The sequence below is a fragment of the Marinibaculum pumilum genome (assembly GCF_042646425.1).
In the GTDB taxonomy this organism is placed as follows: Bacteria; Pseudomonadota; Alphaproteobacteria; order Ferrovibrionales; family Ferrovibrionaceae; genus Marinibaculum; species Marinibaculum pumilum.
This window is the reverse complement of record NZ_JBHRTR010000028.1, coordinates 186,404-205,181: the sequence shown is the minus strand read 5'-3', so window position 1 is coordinate 205,181 and position 18,778 is coordinate 186,404. Positions and strand designations below refer to the sequence as shown.

Sequence of the window (18,778 nt, the reverse complement as noted above, 5' to 3'; positions counted from 1 at the left end):
GGCGCCGGCGCCGGCCCCAGGACCCGGACGCCGGCGGCCTGCGGCGCGGCGGCGAACAGCTGGCGCGCCGCCTGCGCGACCTGCGCCTCGTCCGGCCCCGACAGCAGGACGGAGGCCAGCCGGCCGTAGGGCGGCATGGCGGCACTGCGCCGGGCCGCGCCTTCCGCCGCCACGAAGCCGTCGCGGTCATGCGCGATCAGCGCCGCCATCACCGGATGGTCCGGCTGGTGGGTCTGCAGGAAGACCCGACCCGGCCGTTCCGCGCGGCCGGCCCGGCCGGCGACCTGGGTCAGCATCTGGAAGCTGCGCTCGCCGGCGCGCAGGTCGCCGCCCTCCAGCCCCAGATCGGCATCGACCACGCCGACGCAGGTCAGCCAGGGGAAATGATGGCCCTTGGCCAGCACCTGGGTGCCGACGATCAGGTCGACCTGCCGGTCGTGGATCGCGCGGAACAGCGCCGCCGCCTGCTTCGGCCCGTGCATGCTGTCGGAGGAGGCCAGCGCGATCCGTGCCTCCGGGAACAGCATCGCGGCCTCGTCCATCAGCCGCTCGACCCCTGGACCGCAGGGCTTGAAGCTGCCCTCAGCGCTACAGGCGGGGCAGGATGGCGGCAGCCGCATCGCATGGCCGCAATGATGGCATTGCAGGCGGCCGAGCAGGCGATGCTCGACAAGCCAGGCGCTGCAATGCGGGCATTGCAGCCGATGCCCGCAGGCGTCGCACAGGGTCAGCGGCGCGAAGCCGCGGCGGTTCAGGAACAGCAGCGCCTGCTCGCCCGCCTCCAGCGCCTCCTGCACCGCGGCCACCAGCGGCGGCGCCAGGAAGCGGCTGGCCGGCAGGCGGTGTTGCCGAAGGTCGATGGCCTCGACCGTCGGCAGCGCGGCACTGCCGTGCCGCGCCGGCAGCACCACCCGGGCGTAGCGGCCGCGCTCCACATTGGCCAGGGTCTCCAGCGACGGCGTGGCGCTGGACAGGATCACCGGCGCGCCCTCCAGCTTGCCCCGCACCACCGCCAGGTCGCGGGCGTTGTAGGCGACCCCGTCGTCCTGCTTGTAGGAGGCGTCATGCTCCTCGTCGACGACGATCAGGCCGAGCCGCGACAGCGGCAGGAACAGCGCGGAGCGGGCCCCCACCACCACCTGCACCCGACCGAGCGCGGCAGCCCGCCAAAGGCGCCGCCGCTCGGTCTGGCCGATATCGGAATGCCAGACCGCCGGCGCTGTGCCGAAGCGTTCGGTGAACCGTTCCAGCCAGGCGGTGCTCAGCGCGATCTCGGGCACCAGCACGAGAACCTGCCGGCCTGCGCGCAGCGCCGCCCGCACCGCGGCGAAATAGACCTCCGTCTTGCCGGAGCCGGTGACCCCGTCCAGCAGGCTGACCGAGAAGCCGCCACCGACCGCAGCCGCCAGCCGGGCCGCCGCTTCCGCCTGTTCCGGCGACAGCACCGCCGGCGGCGCGTCGACGTCGGGGCGCGGATAGCCCGGTTCGCCGCTGAGCGGCACCTCCTCCAGGGTGCCGGAACGGACCAGGCCACCGATCACGGCGGCGCTGGCACCGCTGGCCGCCGTCAGGTCGGACAGCGCAATGGCCGGCGGCTCCGCCGCCGCCTCGCCATCGCCGCCGATCGCCAGCAGATGGTCCAGCACCGCCTGCCGCGCAGGGGTCATGCGCTCCGGCGGCGGTCCTGCCAGCCGCACGCCGCGCCGCGCAGGCGGCGGCACCAGCGCGCGGCCGTCCCGCAGCGCGAGCCGCAGCGCGGCGCCGCGCGAACAGAGGGTGTAGTCGGCGGTGAAATCGACCAGCCGGCGCAGGCCTTCGGGCATCGGCGGGGTCGGGAAGACGTCGCTCACCGGGCGCAGCCGGGCCGGGTCCACGGCCGGCATCGCGCGGTCCCAGACCACGCCGACCACCTCCCGCGGGCCCAGCGGCACCCGGACGAAGCTGCCCGGCGGCGGCGCGGCGGCGCCTGCGTCATCCCAGCCGTCGGCGGCCGGACCGCCGCCGGGCAGGGCATAGGTCAGCGGCTCGTCGAACGGCAGCGGCAGCAGGACGCCGACCTGCCCGGCCAGTTGCGCATCGCCCACCTGCGCATCCCCCACCTGCGCATTCGCCGGCGCATCGCCGGATTCCGCCGCCGATCCGCCGCCGCCGGCACGCTCAGCTGTCATGACACCGCCCGAATCCATCGCTAGACTCTGTGGTGATTCGCCATCCAGGCGGCCACCGGCAGGATCGGGGCGCCGCCGCCACGTGCAGGACATCATGAAGTTCTTCGTCGACACCGCCGACATCGCCGAGATCACCCGCCTGGCCGAGACCGGCTTCGTGGACGGTGTCACCACCAACCCCTCCCTGATCGCCAAGACCGGCCGCGACATGCTGGAGGTGGTGCGCGAGATCTGCGCCGCGGTGGAGGGCCCGGTCTCTGCCGAGGTGACCGCCACCGATCACGAGACCATGCTGAAGGAGGGCTTCCGCCTGGCGGAGCTGGCCGACAATGTCGCGGTGAAGGTGCCGCTGACCGCGGACGGCCTGCTGACCTGCCGCCGGCTGGCGGAGCAGGGCATCGCGGTGAACGTGACCCTCTGCTTCTCCCCCGGCCAGGCGCTGATGGCCGCGAAGGCGGGCGCCGCGTTCATTTCGCCCTTCGTCGGACGGCTGGACGATATCGGCCAGGACGGCATGCAGCTGATCGCCGACATCCTCCAGATCTACGACCAGTATGACGAGTTCGCGACCGAGGTGCTGGTGGCGAGCGTCCGCGGCCCGGCGCATGTCATCGCCGCGGCAAAGCTGGGGGCGGACATCGCCACGGTGCCGCCGGCGGTGATTCATGCGCTGCTGCAGCATCCGCTGACCGACAAGGGACTGGCGGCCTTCCTGGCCGACTGGGAAAAGACCGGACAGAAGATACTGGGCTGATTCGAACGGATCAAGAACGGGACAGAATGTCGGAACCGCAGGACAGCAAGGCCGCACCCGCCTCCGCGAAAGCCGGGGCCGCGCAGACCGGGGCCGCGGAGGGGCAGAAGGCGGACCCGGCCTCGGGGGCCGCAAGCAACGGTGCCGATCCGGAAGGGGCGCCCGCCCGGCCGCAGCTGCCGATCCCGCCGGAGGGCGAGCCCGCCGTTCTGGTCGCGTCGGCCGGCGATGCAGCCGGCAGGCTGGAGCCGCAGGCAGTCGCCGACTGGCTGGCCGGAAATCCGGACTTCCTGGCGGAGTTCCTGGCGGCGCAGCCGGAACTGCTGCGCCAGATCCGCCCGCCGGCCGGCCATGAGGGCGGCAACGTCGTCGATTTCCAGAGCTTCATGATCGACCGGCTGCAGACCGATATCGGCCGCCTGACCCGCACCAAGGATCAGGTGATCGCCGCGTCGCGCCAGAACGCGAGCACCCAGCGGCAGGTGCACGACGCGGTGCTGGCACTGCTGTCGGCTGCCAGCTTCGAGCATCTGATCCACATCGCGACCGCCGACCTCGCGTCGATCCTGGATGTCGACCTCGTCACCATCTGCCTTGAAAGCGACCTGTCGCAGCTGCAGGTGGAGACACCCGGTGTCGTCACCCTGCCGCCCGGCAGCATCGATACATTGCTGGGGCCGGAGCGGCGCATCCTGCTGCGCGCCCAGGCGGCACAGCAGGCGGTGATGTTCGGGCCAGGGGCCCGGCTGGTGCGCTCCGACGCGCTGGTGCGGCTGACATTCGGCGGCGGCGCGCCGCCAGGCCTGTTCGCCTTCGGCGCACGCGAGCCCGGTCGCTTCGACGCCGGCCAGGGCACGGAGCTGCTCAGCTTCCTCGGCGGCGTGATGGAACGCTGCGTGCAGGCCTGGCTGGACCTGCCGCGGCTCTAGCACCGGCCTGCGGCGGCGCAGCCCATGGACATCCCTTCCGGGGACACCGCCCCGTCCAATGACCTCACGCAGGCCCACTGGCCGGCGGCCGAGGATCTGCGCGCGGTCCTGGCCCGCTGGGCCGGCTGGCTCGCGCATGAGCGGCGCCTCGCCGCCCACACCCTGGACGGCTACCAGCGGGACCTGAAAGGCTTCCTGGACTTCCTCGGCGCCTATCGCGGCGGCCCGCCCGACCTGGCAACGATCGCCGACCTCGACAAGGTGGATTTCCGCGCCTGGCTGGCGCAGCGCCGCCGCGACGGCGCGGCGGCGACCAGCATTGCCCGCAGCGTCAGCGCGGTGCGCAGCCTGTTTCGCTGGCTGGAGCGGGAAGACCTTGTCGACAATGCCGCAGGCCGGGCCCTGAAGCCGCCCCGGCTGCCGCGCGGTGTGCCGCGGCCCCTGACCCCCGGCCAGGCACAGGACGCCCTGGCCTGCGCGGAGGATCCCGCCACCACCGCGGAGGGCCAGGACTGGATCGCCCTGCGCGATGCCGCCCTGCTGACCCTGCTCTATGGCGGCGGCCTGCGCATCGGCGAGGCGGTCGGCCTGGCGGGCCGCGACTGGCGGGCGGGCGCAACCGTGATCCGCGTACTGGGCAAGGGCGGCAAGCAGCGCCTGGTGCCGGTCCTGCCCGCCGTGGCCAGGGCGCTGGACCGCTACCGGGCGGCATGTCCCTGGCCGACGACGGGCGAGGAACCACTGTTCCGTGGCCTGCGGGGCGGCCGCCTGCATGCCCGCCTGGTGCAGAAGCGGATGGCGGAGATCCGGGCCGAACTGGGGCTGGCGGCGTCGGCAACCCCGCATGCCCTGCGCCACAGCTTCGCCACCCACCTGCTGGCCGCCGGCGGCGACCTGCGCACGATCCAGGAGTTGCTTGGTCATGCCGCGCTGTCGACCACCCAGCGCTACACCGATGTGGACATCGCACGGATCCTGGCCGTGCATGAAGCGGCGCATCCGCGCGCCCGCCGGGCGGGACAGTGACCAGACCGCTCAGCCGGTCGCCAAGGCCCGCTCCATGAAGACGCTTTGCCGGTCGGGGCGATAGGCCCCGAACGGGCTGCGCTCGGCATAGCCGGCGGCCCGGTAGAGGGCCAGCGCCTCGGGCTGCCGGATGCCGGTTTCGAGCCGCAGCGGATCGAGCCCCCGCTCCGCCGCGACCCTTTCCAGTGCCTGCAGCATCCGCCGGCCGAGCCCCAGGCCCCGCGCCGCGGGGTCGACAAACATGCGCTTGATCTCGCCCCAGCCGCCGCAATCCACCAGCGCACCGGTGGCGAGCGCGACGCCGTCCCGCCGGGCGACCATGAAGGTCACGTCCGGCGCGCGCAGCCGCTCGACATCCAGCAGGTGGTTCGACTCCACCGCGTAGAGCGCCGCGAAATACCGGTCCGCGGCCTGCAGCAGCGCGACGATGTCGGGCTGGTCCGGCGGTTCGCCGGCGATCGTCACCCTGTCCGGGGCGGCCGGCACGGTCAGGCCCAGCCGCCGGCGATCGGGATCACCTGACCGGTCAGGAAGTCGCTGTCGCCGGAGACCAGGAAGGTGATCGCGGCCGCGACCTCCTCCGGCCGGCCGAGGCGGCGCAGCGGGATGTTGGAGAGGATCTTGTCGCGGGTCTTCGGGTCCGCCATCAGCGAAGGCGGAAAATAGGTCGGGCTCTCCACGAAGTTCGGCGCCAGGGCGTTCACCGAGATGCCGTGGCGGGCCAGTTCCTTCGACAGGGTGACCGCCAGGCCGTTCGTGCCGGCGCGCGCGGCGACGTACATGCTGTAGTTCGGGATGCCGTGCACCGTGGAGGCGGAGGTGACGAACAGGATCGAGCCACCGCCCTGCGAACCCTCTGTTTCCTGGGCCCCCTCTGCCGCCTGCGCCTTCATCTGGCGCACCGCGGCCCCGGCCAGCATGAAGGGCCGCACCATCATCGCCTCGATGCCGCGGCGAAATTCCTCCGGGTCGGCCTCGTCCACCGCGCCCTTCACCGCCGGATAGGCATCGTTGCTCACGACCGCGTCCAGCCTGCCGGCGGCCGCGACCGCCGCCGCCACGATGGCGCCGGGCTCCAGGTCGCCGACGGCGATAGCACCCGGATGGGTCTCTTCCCAGGCCTTGCGGGTCGCGGCATCGCCGAAGGCATCGTCCTGCGCGACCACTTTCGCCCCGGCCTCCAGCAGCGCCTTCACCGCCGGTTCGCCGACGAAATGCTGCACCTGCGTCACCAGCACCACACGACCTTTGCGCACGTCCATCCTCCCCTGACTGTGTTCCTGCCGGCCCGCTCCTGCCGAGGCGCGCGGCGCTAGGAAGGTGACAGCGCCGCCGCGCAGGCGCAATCTTCGGTCGGGTTCGACAGCGCAAACAACCGTTTGTGATACGGGCACACAGCGCTGTGAGTAGACCTCGCGGGGCACAGCCCTGATCGTCTTGGTCAGGCACCGGGCGGCTCCGGCGCCGTCGCGACGCGGCGGCGGGGACCATCGAAGTGCCGGCCCTGCGGGCGGGAATGCCGCCCCGCAGGCACCCGCCAGGCGTCCGGGGGGACCCGGGAAGCCGGGAAACCCGGCAGACTGGCAGTTACTGGGAGTGTCCCGACGCAGATGCGCCGGGGTCGCCACAACGGAAGGGACCACAAAATGAAGACTTCGACGCTCGCGTTCGCCGCTGCCGTCGGCACCGCCTTCGCCCTCGGCGCCGTCGCCGCACCGTCCGCCAACGCCGCCGACAATGAGAAGTGCTACGGCGTGGCCAAGGCCGGCAAGAACGACTGCCAGACCAATACCTCGTCCTGCGCCGGCACCTCCAAGACCGACGGCCAGAAGGACGCCTGGATCTATGTCCCGGCCGGCATGTGCGAGAAGCTGGTCGGCGGCTCCACCACGCCGATGAAGTCCTGACCGGCTTCTGCTGACAGGCACGGCCTGACGACCGGCAGGCGTTCCGTGACGGCTTCGCAACAGAACGACGCGCGCGCCCTTCCCGCCGATCGCTGCGGGATCGGGTTGCGTGCGCCGCATCATGCGGAGATCGTCGCGGAGCGCCCGCCGGTCGGCTGGCTGGAGGTGCATGCCGAGAACTACATGTGCGGCGGCCCCGCGCGGCGGCATCTGGAAAACGCCCGCCGCGACTGGCCGCTCTCCGTGCATGGCGTCGGCCTCTCCCTCGGCGGCGCATTGGCCCCCGACCCGCTTCATCTCGACCGCCTGGCCCGCCTGGTGGCGGAGGTCGAGCCGGCCCTGGTCTCCGAGCATCTGGCCTGGAGCCTGGCCGAGGGCAGCTACCTCAACGACCTGCTGCCGCTGCCCTATACCGAAGAGAGCCTGGCCATCGTGGCGGCCAATATCGAGCGGGTGCAGGAGCGCCTGCAACGCCCGATCCTGCTGGAAAACCCCTCCACCTACCTGCGCTTCGCCGCCTCCACCGTGCCGGAGGGCGAGTTCCTTGCCGCGCTGGCCCGGCGCACCGGCTGCGGGCTGCTGTGCGACGTGAACAACGTCATGGTCAACGCCCACAATCATGGCGAGGATCCGCGCGCCTTCCTGGCCGCCCTGCCGCCGGGGGCTGTGGGGGAGATCCACCTTGCCGGCTATCACGAGAACCGGGTCACGGCCGAGGACGGCAGTGAACGGGTGGTGCGGATCGACGATCACGGCTCAGCCGTGGCCGGGGATGTCTGGACGCTCTACGACGCGGCGGTGCGGCTGTTCCCGCAGGCGCCGACCCTGATCGAATGGGACACCCGGATCCCGCCGCTGGCCCGGCTAGCGGAGGAGGCCGCCGCCGCCGACCGGCGGCGACAGGCCGCGCTGGCCGGCGATCCGGCCGCGGGCCCGGTAGCGTTGGAGCCGCGTGGCGATGACCGCGCTGCATGACCTGCAGCGCGGCTGGCGGCAGGCGATGCTGCAGGGAAGCCCCGCGCCCCTGTCCGGGTCGCCGCTGTGCGGCGATGTGCGCGGCGACGGAATCGCGCCGGAACGGCGACTCGGCATCCACCGCAACCATCTGTACGTCACCCTGCGCGAAGCGCTGGGCGGCACCTTCCCGACGGTGAAAGCCCTTGTCGGCGCCGATTTCTTCGATGCGCTGGCCACGCGGTTCGTCATTGCCCACCCGCCTCGGGGGCCCTGCCTGTTCGAGTACGGGCACGACTTCGCCGCGTTCATCCGCGACAGCGGGATGGCCGGTGACCTGCCCTACCTGGCCGACATCGCCGGCCTGGACTGGGCCTTCAACGCCTGCTTCCACGCCGAAGACCCGCCGCCCTTCGACCCCGCCAGCCTGGGCGCCGTCGCGGCGGAGGATTACGGCCGCCTGGTCCTCGCGACCGTCCCGGCGATGGCGCTGCTGTCGTCGGACTGGCCGCTGGCGGCCATCTGGCAGGTGACCCAGCCCGATTCACCGGCCGATGTCCGGGTCGACCTGGATGCCGGCGCCGACCGGCTGCTGGTCCATCGCAACGACTGGGACGTGGTCTGGCGCCAGCTGTCGTTGGCGGAGCACGATTTCCTGCAGGCGCTGCAGGCGGGGCGGACATTGGGCGCGGCCGCCGCCGGGGCCGAAGGTGATCCGGCCTTCGACCTGGGCGGCTTTCTTGGATGGGCCATCGGGGCAGGCCTGTTCCGCGGCTTCCACCTGGCGGAGAATGCCGCCGACGCATGACGGCGCGGCACGGCAGCCGGAAGAACCGGCGGCGCTGCCCGGACAATGGGGGAAACAGTCATGACGGGGGTGAAGAAGCCATGACGGAAGAGAAGCCCTATCCCGAGGAACGCGGCGGACTGGTCGGGCTGGTCGCCGCGATCTTCAATCTGCTGCATCGCTTTCCGCACTGGCTTCTGGCGCTGGTCTTCCGGATCGGCGTCGGCGGCGTGTTCTGGAAATCCGGCCTGACCAAGGTCGTGACGACAGAGAGCGGCTCCTGGCCGATCCTGCCGCCGACCCTGGGCGGCTCCACGGTCAGCCTGTTCGAGAATGTCTATGCGGTACCGCTGCTGGCGCCCGCCTTTGCCGCCCACATGGCCAGCTATATCGAGCTGCTGATGCCGGTCCTGCTGCTGTTCGGCCTGGGCTCGCGCTTCGCCGCCGCCATGCTGCTGGGCATGACCCTGGTGATCGAGATCTTCGTCTTTCCGCTCGACTATCTCTCCCACCTGCTCTGGGCGGGCCCGCTGATCTACATCCTGTGCTACGGACCGGGCGCGCTCTCCCTGGACTATTTCATCGCCCGCAAGTTCTTTGCACCCAAGGACTGACCTGGGCCCGGCCGGCGCCCCTTGGCGCCGGCCGCCGCAGGCGATACACCCGGACAGCCTATTCATCCGGGAGAGAGCGGCCATGCCCAGCTTCGACATCACCTCCAAGACCGATCTCGCCGAGGTCGACAATGCCGTGGACGGCGTGATGCGCGAGATCGGCACCCGCTACGACTTCAAGGGCTCGATCGCCAAGGTCGAGCGCAAGGAGAACAGCCTGGAGATCCACGCCGACGACAACCTGAAACTCAAGCAGGTCGAGGAACTGGTGAAGGGCTATTTCGTCCGGCGCAAGCTCGACCCCGGCGCGCTGGACTGGCAGGACCCGGAACGGGCCGGCGGCAACACCGTGCGCCAGACCGTGCTCATCAAGCAGGGCATCGACCGCGACCTGGCGAAGAAGATCATCAAGCACCTGAAGGACGAGAAGCTGAAGGTGCAGACTTCGGTGCAGGGCGACGAGCTGCGGGTCACCGGCAAGAAGCGCGACGACCTGCAGGCCGCGATTTCCGCGGTGAAGGCGATGGATATCGAGCAGCCGCTCGACTACGGCAATTTCCGGGATTGAGGCGGCGGCACCTGTACCGCGCCGCCGCCTCCCGCGCCGCTGTCATCCCAGGCCCTGAGCCTGGGATCGCGACGGCATGTTGACGCCGCGAGGCCCAACCGTCGCACCGGCTTGCCACGATCCTCGGGTCGGGGGCCTACGGGATTCACATATCTCTTCTCTTCGACACGCCTCCCTGCTGCCGTCGCCCTCGGGCTTGACCCGAGGGGCCTGACGGGACAGGGAGGCCGCGCAGCTTCGCCGCCTTGCCACGATCCTCGGCTCGGGGGCCGAGGATGACGGCAAAAAGGGAGGACCGCAGGGCTGATTTGGCTCCCTGACGAGATGTGTGAATGCCGTAGGCTCGGGGGCCGAGGACGACGGAAAGGGGGGTGCTGGCCGCAGGGCCAGCTGCGGCGGCACCGCGCCGCCCGCCCCATCCTCGCCGTCTTCCCAGGCCCTGAGCCTGGAATCGCGACGGGACGTTGACGCTGCGCGGCCCAACCGCCGCACCGGCCTGCCACGATCCTCGGCTCGGGGGCCGAGGATGACGGCAAAAAGGGAGGACCGCAGGGCTGATTTGGCTCCCTGACGAGATGTGTGAATGCCGTAGGCTCGGGGGCCGAGGATGACGGAACGGGGGGTGCAGGCCGCAGAGCCCGGTGTGGCGGCAGCGCGACGCCCGCTCCCCTGTCGCCGTCATCCCAGGCCCTGAGCCTGGGATCGCGGCGGGACGTTGACGCTGCGCGGCCCGGCGGCGGCTGCCCTCAGATGTTCAAGGTCCGGCCGTCGACGGCGAGCGCCGCCTCCTTCACCGCCTCGTTCAGGGTCGGATGGGCGTGGCAGGTCCGTGCGATGTCCTCGGCGCTGGCGCCGAACTCGATGGCCAGCGCGACCTCGGCGATCAAGGTGCCAGCATCGGGGCCGATGATATGGCAGCCCAGCACCGCATCGGTCTTCGCATCCGCCAGCATCTTCACGAAGCCGTCGGTCGTCGCCACCGCCTTGGCGCGGGCATTGGCGGAGAACGGAAACTTGCCGGAGCGGTATTCCACCCCGTCCGCCTTCAGCTGCTCCTCGGTGCGGCCCACCGTGGCGACCTCCGGCCAGGTGTAGACCACGCCGGGGATGGCGTCGTAGTTGATATGCGGCTTCTGGCCGGCCAGCATCTCTGTGCAGGCCACGCCTTCCTCCTCCGCCTTGTGGGCAAGCATCGGCCCGACGATGGCGTCGCCGATGGCATAGATGCCGTCCGCGGTGGTGGCGAATTGGGCGTCGGTCTTGATCCGCCCGCGGTCGTCCAGTTCTACCCCGGCCTCCTCCAGGCCCAACCCCTTGGTGTAGGGCCGCCGGCCGATCGCCACCAGGACATAGTCGGCGTCGATGCTCTCCGCCTCGCCGCCTTTCGAGGGTTCCACCGTCAGGGTGACGCCGGTCTTCTTCACCTTGGCGCCCGTCACCTTGGTGGACAGCTTGAAGTTCATCCCCTGGCGGGACAGCAGGCGCTGCATCTGCTTGGAGACCTCGCCGTCCATGCCCGGCAGGATGCGATCCAGGAACTCCACCACGGTGACCTCGGCGCCCAGCCGCTTCCAGACCGTGCCCATCTCCAGGCCGATATAGCCGCCGCCGACCACCACCAGGTGCTTCGGCACCTTCGGCAGGGCCAGCGCGCCGGTGGAGGAGACGATGCGGTCCTCGTCGATCTCCACCCCGGGCAGCGGCGTCACCTCGGAGCCGGGCACCAGGATGATCTGCTTCGCCGAATAGGTGCCGGCGCCGTCGCCCTTGGTGACCTCCACCTTGCCGCCGCCCTTCAGGGCGCCATGGCCCTTCAGCCAGGTGATCTTGTGCTTCTTGAACAGGAACTCGATGCCCTTGGTCAGGTCGCCGACGACCTTGTCCTTGCGGCCCATCATGGCGCCCAGGTCGAGCGAGACCTTGCCGGTCTTCACGCCATGGTCGGACAGGCCGCCCGCCGCCTCGTGGAAGATCTCCGAGCTCTCCAGCAGCGCCTTGGACGGGATGCAGCCCACGTTCAGGCAGGTCCCGCCCAGGGTGGCACGGGATTCCACGCAGGCCGTCTTCATGCCCAGCTGCGCGGCGCGGATCGCGGCGGTATAGCCGCCGGGCCCGCCGCCGATGACGATCAGGTCGTAGCTGTCTTCGGCCATCTGTCCTATTCCCTTCTTCGGCCGCGCCGGCCCCCCGCCGGCATGGCCCGCATGTATCGTGCCGCGAACCAGGGGGTCAGACGTCGAACAGGATCCGTTCCGGGTTCTCCACGCACTCCTTCACGCGGACCAGGAAGGTCACCGCCTCGCGCCCGTCGATGATGCGGTGGTCGTAGCTCAGCGCCAGGTACATCATCGGCCGCACCTTGATCTCGCCATTCACGACCATCGGCCGCTCCTGGATCTTGTGCATGCCCAGCACGCCGGACTGCGGCGGGTTCAGGATCGGCGTCGACATCAGGGAGCCGAACACGCCGCCGTTGGAGATCGTGAAGGTGCCGCCCTGCAGCTCCTCCAGCTTCAGCTTGCCGTCGCGGGCGCGGACGCCGAAATCGCCGATCGCGCGCTCGATATCCGCGAAGCCCAGCCGGTCGGCGTCGCGCAGCACCGGCACCACCAGGCCCTGCTGCGTCGAGACCGCGACACCCATGTGGTAGTAGTTCTTGTAGACGATCTCGTCGCCCTCGATCTCCGCATTCACCGAGGGCAGCTCGCGCAGACCGGCGATGCAGGCCTTCACGAAGAACGACATGAAGCCCAGCCGCACGCCGTGCTTCTTCTCGAAGCGGTCCTGGTAGGCCTTGCGCGCCGCCAGCAGGTTGGTCATGTCCACCTCGTTGAAGGTGGTCAGCATGGCGGCGGTGTTCTGCGCCTCCTTCAGCCGGCCGGCGATCACCCGGCGCAGCTTCGTCATCCGCACCCGCTCCTCGCGCTCCGCTTCCGGTCGCGGGCCGGAGGGGGCGGGCTTCGGCGCCGGCTGGGACGAACCGCCCTGTGCGCTGCCGCCACCCTCCAGGAAAGCCATCACGTCGCCCTTGGTGACGCGGCCGCCCTTGCCGGAGCCGGCGACCTGTCCGGTATCGACGCCCTTCTCGGCGGCGAGCTTGGCGGCCGCAGGCAGGGCCTGGCCGGAGCTGCCCGACGGAGCAGGGGCCGCGGACTGCGATTCCTTAGGCGCCTCCGCCTTCTTCTCGGCAGGCTTTTCGGCCGGCTTCTCCGCCTTCTTCTCGTCCTTCTTCCCGTCTTTCTTCTCGGGCGCCTTGCCGGCGGCACCTTCCTCGATGCTGGTCAGCAGGTCGCCGACGCCGACGGTATCCCCTTCCTGCGCCTGCAACGCGCCCAGGCGGCCGGCGGCGGGGGCGTTCACCTCCATGGTGACCTTGTCAGTCTCCAGTTCGAGGATCGCCTCGTCCATCTCCACGGCATCGCCCTCGGCCTTGAACCATTTGCCGACGGTCGCCTCTGTCACCGAATCGCCGAGGCCGGGAACGCGAACCTCTACCGCCATGACGTCATCCTTTTCGTTGACGAGGTGAATTCTCAACCGCCGCGGGGCATGCCGCGGCGGCCCGCGCCTGAGTCGCGGACCTCAACCTTCCAGCGCCTGCTCCACCAGGGTCGCCTGCTCCGCCTGGTGACGCTTGAGCAGGCCGGTCGCGGTGGACGCCGCTTCCGGCCGGCCGGCATAAAGCGGCCGGCTGGCCTTGAAGCCGGCCTCGACCAGCACCGCCTCCAGCCGCTCGTTGATGTAGTGCCAGGACCCCATGTTCTTCGGCTCCTCCTGGCACCAGATCACCTGCTTCGCCTTCTTGAAGCGGTCGAGCTCGGCCACCAGGGTCTTATGCGGGAAGGGATAGAGCTGCTCGACCCGCATCAGATAGACGTTCTTCAGCTTGCGGGCGCGGCGCTCCTCCAGCAGGTCGTAGTAGACCTTGCCCGAGCAGAGGATCACCCGGTCGATCTTCTTCAGGTCCAGCTCGTCCTGGTCGGTGTCCAGCAGCACCCGGTGGAAGTTGGTGCCCGGCCCCATATCCGCAAGGGTGGAGGTCGCCAGCCGGTGGCGCAGCAGCGACTTCGGCGTCATCACCACCAGCGGCTTGCGGAAGTTGCGGTGCATCTGCCGCCGCAGGGCGTGGAAATAGTTCGCCGGGGTGGTGATGTTCACCACCTGCCAGTTGTCCTCCGCCGACAGCTGCAGGTAGCGCTCCAGCCGGGCGGAGGAATGTTCCGGACCGTTGCCCTCGTAGCCGTGTGGCAGCAGCATCACCAAGCCCGACATGCGCTGCCACTTGTGTTCGCCCGAGGCGATGAACTGGTCGATGATCACCTGCGCGCCGTTGGCGAAGTCGCCGAACTGCGCCTCCCACAGGACCAGGGCACGCGGCTCCGCCATCGTGTAGCCGTACTCATAGCCCAGCACCGCCGCTTCCGAGAGCAGCGAATCGTGCACCTCGAACCGCGCCTGGTCGGGCCGCAGATTGTCCAGCGGCACGTAGCGCTCCTCGGTGTTCTGGTCGCGCAGCACGGCATGGCGCTGGCTGAACGTGCCGCGGCCGGAATCCTGGCCCGACAGGCGCACCGGGAAGCCGTCGATGCACAGGGTGCCGAAGGCCAGCGCCTCCGCCGTCGCCCAGTCCAGCCCTTCGCCGGACTCCAGCGCCTTGCGCTTGTTGTCGAGAATCCGCTTCAGGGTGCGGTGCAGGCTGAAATCGTCGGGCACGGTGACCAGCTTGCGCCCGACCTCCTCCAGCAGGTCGATGTCCACGCAGGTCTCGCCGCGGCGGTCCTCGCCCGATGCCTGGGCCAGGCCCGACCAGCGGCCCTCCAGCCAGTCGGCCTTGTTCGGCTTGTAGCTGGACGCGGCCTCGAACTCCTGGTCCAGCAGGCCGTGGAAGTCCGACAGCATCGTCTCCGCATCGTTCTCCGTCACCACGCCTTCGCCGATCAGGCGCTGGGCATAGATCTGCCGGGTGGTGGGATGCTGGGCGATGCGCCGGTACATGATCGGCTGGGTGAAGGCCGGCTCGTCGGCCTCGTTATGACCGTGGCGGCGGTAGCAGAACATGTCCACCACCACGTCCTTCTTGAACTGCTGGCGGAACTCCGTGGCGATCTTGGTGACATAGACCACCGCCTCCGGGTCGTCGCCATTGACGTGGAAGATCGGCGCCTGCACCACCTTCGCCACGTCCGACGGATAGGGCGAGGAGCGCGCGAAGCGCGGGCTGGTGGTGAAGCCGATCTGGTTGTTGACGATGAAATGCAGGCAGCCGCCGACCCGGTAGCCGCGCAGCTCCGACAGGGCGAAGCATTCCGCCACCAGCCCCTGGCCGGCAAAGGCTGCGTCGCCGTGCATCAGCACCGGCAGCACCATGTCGCGCTCGGTATCCTGCAGCTGCGCCTGCTTCGCCCGCGCCTTACCCAGCACGACGGGGTCGACCGCCTCCAGGTGCGACGGGTTGGCAGTCAGCGACAGGTGGACATTGTTGCCGTCGAAGGACCGGTCCGACGAGGTGCCCAGATGGTACTTCACGTCGCCGGAGCCCTGCACATCCTCCGGATGCGCCGAATTCCCCTGGAATTCCGAGAAGATCGCGCGGAAGGGCTTGTGCATGAAGGTGGCGAGGATGTTCAGCCGGCCGCGATGCGGCATGCCCAGCACGACCTCGCGGATACCCAGCTGGCCGCCGGTCTTCACCACGGCCTCCATCGCCGGCACCAGGGCCTCGCCGCCTTCCACCCCGAAGCGCTTGGTGCCGGTATATTTCAGCTGCAGGAAGCGTTCGAAGCCCTCCGCCTCGGAGAGCTTGTTCAGGATCGCACGCTTGCCCTCGGGGGTGAAATGCACCTCCTTGTCGCGGCCCTCGATGCGTTCCTGGATCCACTGCTTCTGCGCCGGGTCGGCGATGTGCATGAACTCGATGCCCATCGTCCCGCAATAGGTGCGCTGCAGGATCGCCAGGATCTCGCTCATCGTGGCCTGTTCCAGGCCGAGCATGTAGTCGATGAAGATCGGCCGGTCCATGTCCTCCGGACCGAAGCCATAGGTCGCCGGGTCGAGCTCAGAAGGCACGTCGCGGCTGGTCTCGATGCCGAGCGGGTCCAGGTTGGCGCGCAGATGGCCGCGGATGCGGTAGGCCCGGATCAGCATCGCCGCGCGGATCGTGTCCAGCACCGCGCCCCGCACATCGGCGGTGCCGGCGGCCTCCGCACGCTGGGCGGACCGGCTGGCGCTGCCCTCCGCGCCCAGCAGTCCCTCCTCCTCCAGGATGCCCAGGCCGTTCTTCGGCTTCCACGACGGGCCGCGCTTCTCCTGGTCCAGGGTCTGCAGGTCGTCGCCCAGGGCGTTGAAGAACTCCGCCCAGGAGGCATCGACCGAGTTCGGGTTGCTGAGATAGCGCCCGTAGATCTCTTCGATGAAGCCGCTGTTCTGGCCGTAGAGGAATTCGGTGGAGAGGAGTTGCGCGCTCATTTGGTGTTCCGATCACAGGGCGGTCACAGGCTGCCGCCAGCCGCGACACCGATGCACGGGGCCGCCGCAGGCGGCACCCCGTCCGGCATTACCGTGGCGGGCAGTCTCCCGCCGGGCCGCACCCGGGAACGGGCCCCTTGCACAGGGCCCGCGGGGGCAAGGCGCAGCCGCGGCTGCGGCAGGCCGGTCCGTCGACGGGCGGTCATGGTTCGTCGACCGGGCGGCGGCTCGGCCGCCCGGCGTCCTTGCACCCACACTTATGCCGCACTCGTAAACGGACCCCTACCGCGGGACAGACCATGACAAGGACCATGACGCGGGGCAACCGTTCTTCCGCGCAATGGAACCGGTTTCCGGCCGTATGTGCCCCTCCTGCCGCTACAGGAACGGCGACAGCGGCGGATCGCCCCTGCGGCTCAGCCCTTCATCCGCTCCACCAGGGTGGTGCCCAGGGCCGCCGGGCTGTCGGCCACGGCCATGCCGGCGGCCTTCATCGCCTCGATCTTGCTTTCCGCGCCGCCCTTGCCGCCGGAGATGATGGCGCCGGCATGGCCCATGCGGCGGCCCGGCGGCGCGGTGCGCCCGGCAATGAAGCCGACCATCGGCTTCTTCACCTTGGAGGACCTGACGAATTCGGCCGCATCCTCTTCCGCGGTGCCGCCGATCTCGCCGATCATGATGATCGCCTCGGTCTCCGGATCGCCCAGGAACATGTCCAGGCAGTCGATGAAGTCGGTGCCGTTGACCGGGTCGCCGCCGATGCCGATGCAGGTGGTCTGGCCCAGGCCGGCGGCCGTGGTCTGCGCCACCGCCTCATAGGTCAGGGTACCGGAGCGGGAGACGATGCCGACCTTGCCGCGCTTGTGGATATGGCCCGGCATGATGCCGATCTTGCACTCGTCCGGGGTGATCACGCCGGGGCAGTTCGGCCCGATCAGGCGGGAGCCGGAGCCGGCCAGCTTGCGCTTCACCTTGATCATGTCGACCACCGGGATGCCCTCGGTGATGCAGACGATCAGCGGAATCTCGGCATCGATCGCCTCCAGGATGGAATCCGCCGCGAACGGCGGCGGCACGTAGATCACGGAGGCATTGGCACCGGTCTTCTCCACTGCACCGGCGACGGTGTCGAAGACGGGCAGGTCCAGATGGGTCTGCCCGCCCTTGCCGGGGGTCACGCCGCCGACCATCTTCGTGCCGTACTTGATCGCCTGTTCGGTGTGGAAGGTGCCCTGGCTGCCGGTGATGCCCTGGCAGATGACTTTGGTGTCCTTGCTGACCAGCACGGCCATCGCGCGGTACTCCTTGTATCTCGTTCGTCGGGTGCTGCGGTGGCCGGTTCAGGCGGCTTCCTTCACCGCCTTCACCACCTTCTCGGCCGCGTCGGCCAGATTGTCGGCGGACAGGATCGGCAGGCCGCTCTCGGCCAGGATCTTCTTGCCCAGGTCGACATTGGTGCCCTCCAGCCGCACCACCAGCGGCACGCTCAGGTCGACCTCCTTCGCCGCGGCGATGACGCCTTCGGCGATGATGTCGCAGCGCATGATGCCGCCGAAGATGTTGACCAGGATCCCCTTCACCGCCTTGTCGGAGAGGATGATCTTGAACGCCGCGGTGACCTTCTCCTTGGTCGCGCCGCCGCCGACATCCAGGAAGTTGGCCGGCTCCGAGCCGTACAGCTTGATGATGTCCATGGTCGCCATCGCCAGGCCGGCGCCGTTGACCATGCAGCCGATCTCGCCGTCCAGCTTGACGTAGTTCAGGTCGTACTTGCCGGCCTCCAGCTCCGCCGGGTCTTCCTCGTCGGGGTCGCGCATCTCCGCCACGTCCGGATGGCGGTACAGCGCGTTGTCGTCGAAGTTCATCTTGGCATCGAGGGCGATCAGCTCGCCGCCGCCGGTGACCACCAGGGGGTTGATCTCCACGATCGAGGCGTCGAGCTTCGTAAAGCATTCGTACATGGCGGTCAGGAACTTCACCGCCGCGCCGACCTGCTTGCCCTCCAGGCCCAGGCCGAAGGCCACCTCGCGGGCATGGTAGGGCATCAGCCCGGTGACCGGGTCGATCGCCACGCGGATGATCTTCTCCGGCGTCTTGGCGGCGACCTCCTCGATCTCCACGCCGCCCTCGGTGGAAGCCATCACGGTGATCCGGCTGGTCGCGCGGTCGACCAGCATGCCGAGATAGAGTTCGCGGGCGATGTCGCAGCCATCCTCGACATAGAGGCGCTTCACCTCCTTGCCGGCCGGACCGGTCTGGTGGGTGACCAGGGTCATCCCCAGCATCGCCGCGGCCTTCTCGCGGACCTCGTCGACCGACTTCACCACCTTCACGCCGCCGCCCTTGCCGCGGCCGCCGGCATGGATCTGCGCCTTCACGACCCAGACCGGGCCGCCCAGCCCCTCGGCCGCCTTGACCGCCTCGTCGGCGGTGAATGCCACCTGCCCCCGGGGCACGTTGACGCCGTACTTCCGGAACAGCTCCTTGGCCTGGTATTCGTGGATGTTCATGCCGTCATGGCTCCCAATCTGTTGCCGCCCCGGCCGGATGCCCGCCGCCGGATGCCTGCCGGGCGTGCCGGCGACCCCTGGAGGCGGGTGCCCGCC

At 69.8% G+C, this 18,778-nt stretch carries 15 protein-coding genes and 1 pseudogene; 8 read left to right on the top strand and 8 right to left on the bottom strand.

Features of this window, described 5'->3' with window-relative positions; genetic code table 11:
* Positions 1-2,009 (bottom strand): annotated as a pseudogene (locus ACFOGJ_RS13680) (primosomal protein N'); the annotation flags it as partial.
* 253 nt (positions 2,010-2,262) lie between these two features.
* On the opposite strand from ACFOGJ_RS13680, the gene fsa reads away from it, so the two are divergent.
* From fsa to ACFOGJ_RS13665, 3 genes are read left to right on the top strand one after another with little or no spacing between them, the layout of a single operon-like run.
* A complete protein-coding gene (fsa, locus tag ACFOGJ_RS13675; protein ID WP_379901270.1) occupies positions 2,263-2,922 on the top strand; it encodes a fructose-6-phosphate aldolase in 660 nt (219 codons plus the stop codon).
* A gap of 26 nt (positions 2,923-2,948) precedes the next feature.
* Entirely contained in the window at positions 2,949-3,851 is a 903-nt protein-coding gene (locus ACFOGJ_RS13670; RefSeq protein WP_379901268.1) for a DUF484 family protein, read from the top strand.
* 24 nt (positions 3,852-3,875) lie between these two features.
* Entirely contained in the window at positions 3,876-4,877 is a 1,002-nt protein-coding gene (locus ACFOGJ_RS13665; protein ID WP_379901266.1) for a tyrosine recombinase XerC, read from the top strand.
* Between the two features lie 9 nt (positions 4,878-4,886).
* Here the strand turns inward: ACFOGJ_RS13665 and ACFOGJ_RS13660 are convergent, their stop codons facing one another.
* Together ACFOGJ_RS13660 and ACFOGJ_RS13655 are read right to left on the bottom strand one after the other, a co-directional pair.
* The gene (locus tag ACFOGJ_RS13660; protein WP_379901264.1) at positions 4,887-5,363 is read right to left on the bottom strand and encodes a GNAT family N-acetyltransferase; all 477 of its coding nucleotides are present in this window, start codon (positions 5,361-5,363) and stop codon (positions 4,887-4,889) included.
* A 2-nt stretch (positions 5,364-5,365) separates the two neighbouring features.
* A complete protein-coding gene (locus ACFOGJ_RS13655; protein ID WP_379901262.1) occupies positions 5,366-6,133 on the bottom strand; it encodes an SDR family oxidoreductase in 768 nt (255 codons plus the stop codon).
* Positions 6,134-6,523: 390 nt separating this feature from the next.
* Here ACFOGJ_RS13655 and ACFOGJ_RS13650 point away from each other — a divergent pair, with 390 nt between their 5' ends.
* The 5 genes from ACFOGJ_RS13650 (at position 6,524) to ACFOGJ_RS13630 (ending at position 9,707) form a co-directional block, all read left to right on the top strand.
* Complete coding sequence (locus ACFOGJ_RS13650) at positions 6,524-6,784, top strand: BufA1 family periplasmic bufferin-type metallophore (RefSeq protein WP_379901260.1); 261 nt, start codon at positions 6,524-6,526, stop codon at positions 6,782-6,784.
* A 45-nt stretch (positions 6,785-6,829) separates the two neighbouring features.
* On the top strand, positions 6,830-7,759 hold the full coding sequence (gene bufB / locus ACFOGJ_RS13645) for an MNIO family bufferin maturase (RefSeq protein ID WP_379901258.1): 930 nt from the start codon (positions 6,830-6,832) through the stop codon (positions 7,757-7,759).
* Positions 7,743-8,546, top strand: a complete 804-nt coding sequence (locus ACFOGJ_RS13640) for an HvfC/BufC family peptide modification chaperone (RefSeq protein ID WP_379901256.1) — start codon at positions 7,743-7,745, stop codon at positions 8,544-8,546. The genes bufB and ACFOGJ_RS13640 overlap by 17 nt, the downstream gene beginning before the upstream one ends.
* Before the next feature lie 80 nt (positions 8,547-8,626).
* Positions 8,627-9,139 (top strand): DoxX family protein, encoded by a 513-nt coding sequence (locus ACFOGJ_RS13635; protein WP_379901254.1) that lies wholly within the window; start codon positions 8,627-8,629, stop codon positions 9,137-9,139.
* A gap of 82 nt (positions 9,140-9,221) precedes the next feature.
* Positions 9,222-9,707: a YajQ family cyclic di-GMP-binding protein gene (locus ACFOGJ_RS13630; protein ID WP_379901252.1), complete on the top strand. Its 486-nt coding sequence runs from the start codon at positions 9,222-9,224 to the stop codon at positions 9,705-9,707.
* 746 nt (positions 9,708-10,453) lie between these two features.
* Here ACFOGJ_RS13630 and lpdA read toward each other — a convergent pair.
* The 5 genes from lpdA to sucC form a co-directional block, all read right to left on the bottom strand.
* Complete coding sequence (gene lpdA, locus ACFOGJ_RS13625) at positions 10,454-11,860, bottom strand: dihydrolipoyl dehydrogenase (RefSeq protein ID WP_379901250.1); 1,407 nt, start codon at positions 11,858-11,860, stop codon at positions 10,454-10,456.
* Positions 11,861-11,936: 76 nt separating this feature from the next.
* Complete coding sequence (gene odhB / locus ACFOGJ_RS13620; protein WP_379901248.1) at positions 11,937-13,208, bottom strand: 2-oxoglutarate dehydrogenase complex dihydrolipoyllysine-residue succinyltransferase; 1,272 nt, start codon at positions 13,206-13,208, stop codon at positions 11,937-11,939.
* Positions 13,209-13,289: 81 nt separating this feature from the next.
* On the bottom strand, positions 13,290-16,172 hold the full coding sequence (locus ACFOGJ_RS13615) for a 2-oxoglutarate dehydrogenase E1 component (RefSeq protein ID WP_379901246.1): 2,883 nt from the start codon (positions 16,170-16,172) through the stop codon (positions 13,290-13,292).
* A 416-nt stretch (positions 16,173-16,588) separates the two neighbouring features.
* Positions 16,589-17,464 carry a succinate--CoA ligase subunit alpha gene (gene sucD / locus ACFOGJ_RS13610; protein WP_379901244.1) on the bottom strand — a complete coding sequence of 292 codons (876 nt, stop codon included), beginning with the start codon at positions 17,462-17,464 and terminating at the stop codon, positions 16,589-16,591.
* A 48-nt stretch (positions 17,465-17,512) separates the two neighbouring features.
* A complete protein-coding gene (sucC, locus tag ACFOGJ_RS13605; protein WP_379901242.1) occupies positions 17,513-18,682 on the bottom strand; it encodes an ADP-forming succinate--CoA ligase subunit beta in 1,170 nt (389 codons plus the stop codon).
* Between the last annotated feature and the right edge of the window lie 96 nt (positions 18,683-18,778).

Coding starts and splice junctions, on each gene's coding strand:
- ACFOGJ_RS13670 (WP_379901268.1), top strand. CDS start 2,949: ATGTCGGAACCGCAGGACAGCAAGGCCGCACCCGCCTCCGCGAAAGCC.
- ACFOGJ_RS13615 (WP_379901246.1), bottom strand. CDS start 16,172: ATGAGCGCGCAACTCCTCTCCACCGAATTCCTCTACGGCCAGAACAGC.
- fsa (WP_379901270.1), top strand. CDS start 2,263: ATGAAGTTCTTCGTCGACACCGCCGACATCGCCGAGATCACCCGCCTG.
- ACFOGJ_RS13650 (WP_379901260.1), top strand. CDS start 6,524: ATGAAGACTTCGACGCTCGCGTTCGCCGCTGCCGTCGGCACCGCCTTC.
- ACFOGJ_RS13630 (WP_379901252.1), top strand. CDS start 9,222: ATGCCCAGCTTCGACATCACCTCCAAGACCGATCTCGCCGAGGTCGAC.
- odhB (WP_379901248.1), bottom strand. CDS start 13,208: ATGGCGGTAGAGGTTCGCGTTCCCGGCCTCGGCGATTCGGTGACAGAG.
- lpdA (WP_379901250.1), bottom strand. CDS start 11,860: ATGGCCGAAGACAGCTACGACCTGATCGTCATCGGCGGCGGGCCCGGC.
- ACFOGJ_RS13640 (WP_379901256.1), top strand. CDS start 7,743: ATGACCGCGCTGCATGACCTGCAGCGCGGCTGGCGGCAGGCGATGCTG.
- sucD (WP_379901244.1), bottom strand. CDS start 17,464: ATGGCCGTGCTGGTCAGCAAGGACACCAAAGTCATCTGCCAGGGCATC.
- sucC (WP_379901242.1), bottom strand. CDS start 18,682: ATGAACATCCACGAATACCAGGCCAAGGAGCTGTTCCGGAAGTACGGC.
- ACFOGJ_RS13665 (WP_379901266.1), top strand. CDS start 3,876: ATGGACATCCCTTCCGGGGACACCGCCCCGTCCAATGACCTCACGCAG.
- ACFOGJ_RS13635 (WP_379901254.1), top strand. CDS start 8,627: ATGACGGAAGAGAAGCCCTATCCCGAGGAACGCGGCGGACTGGTCGGG.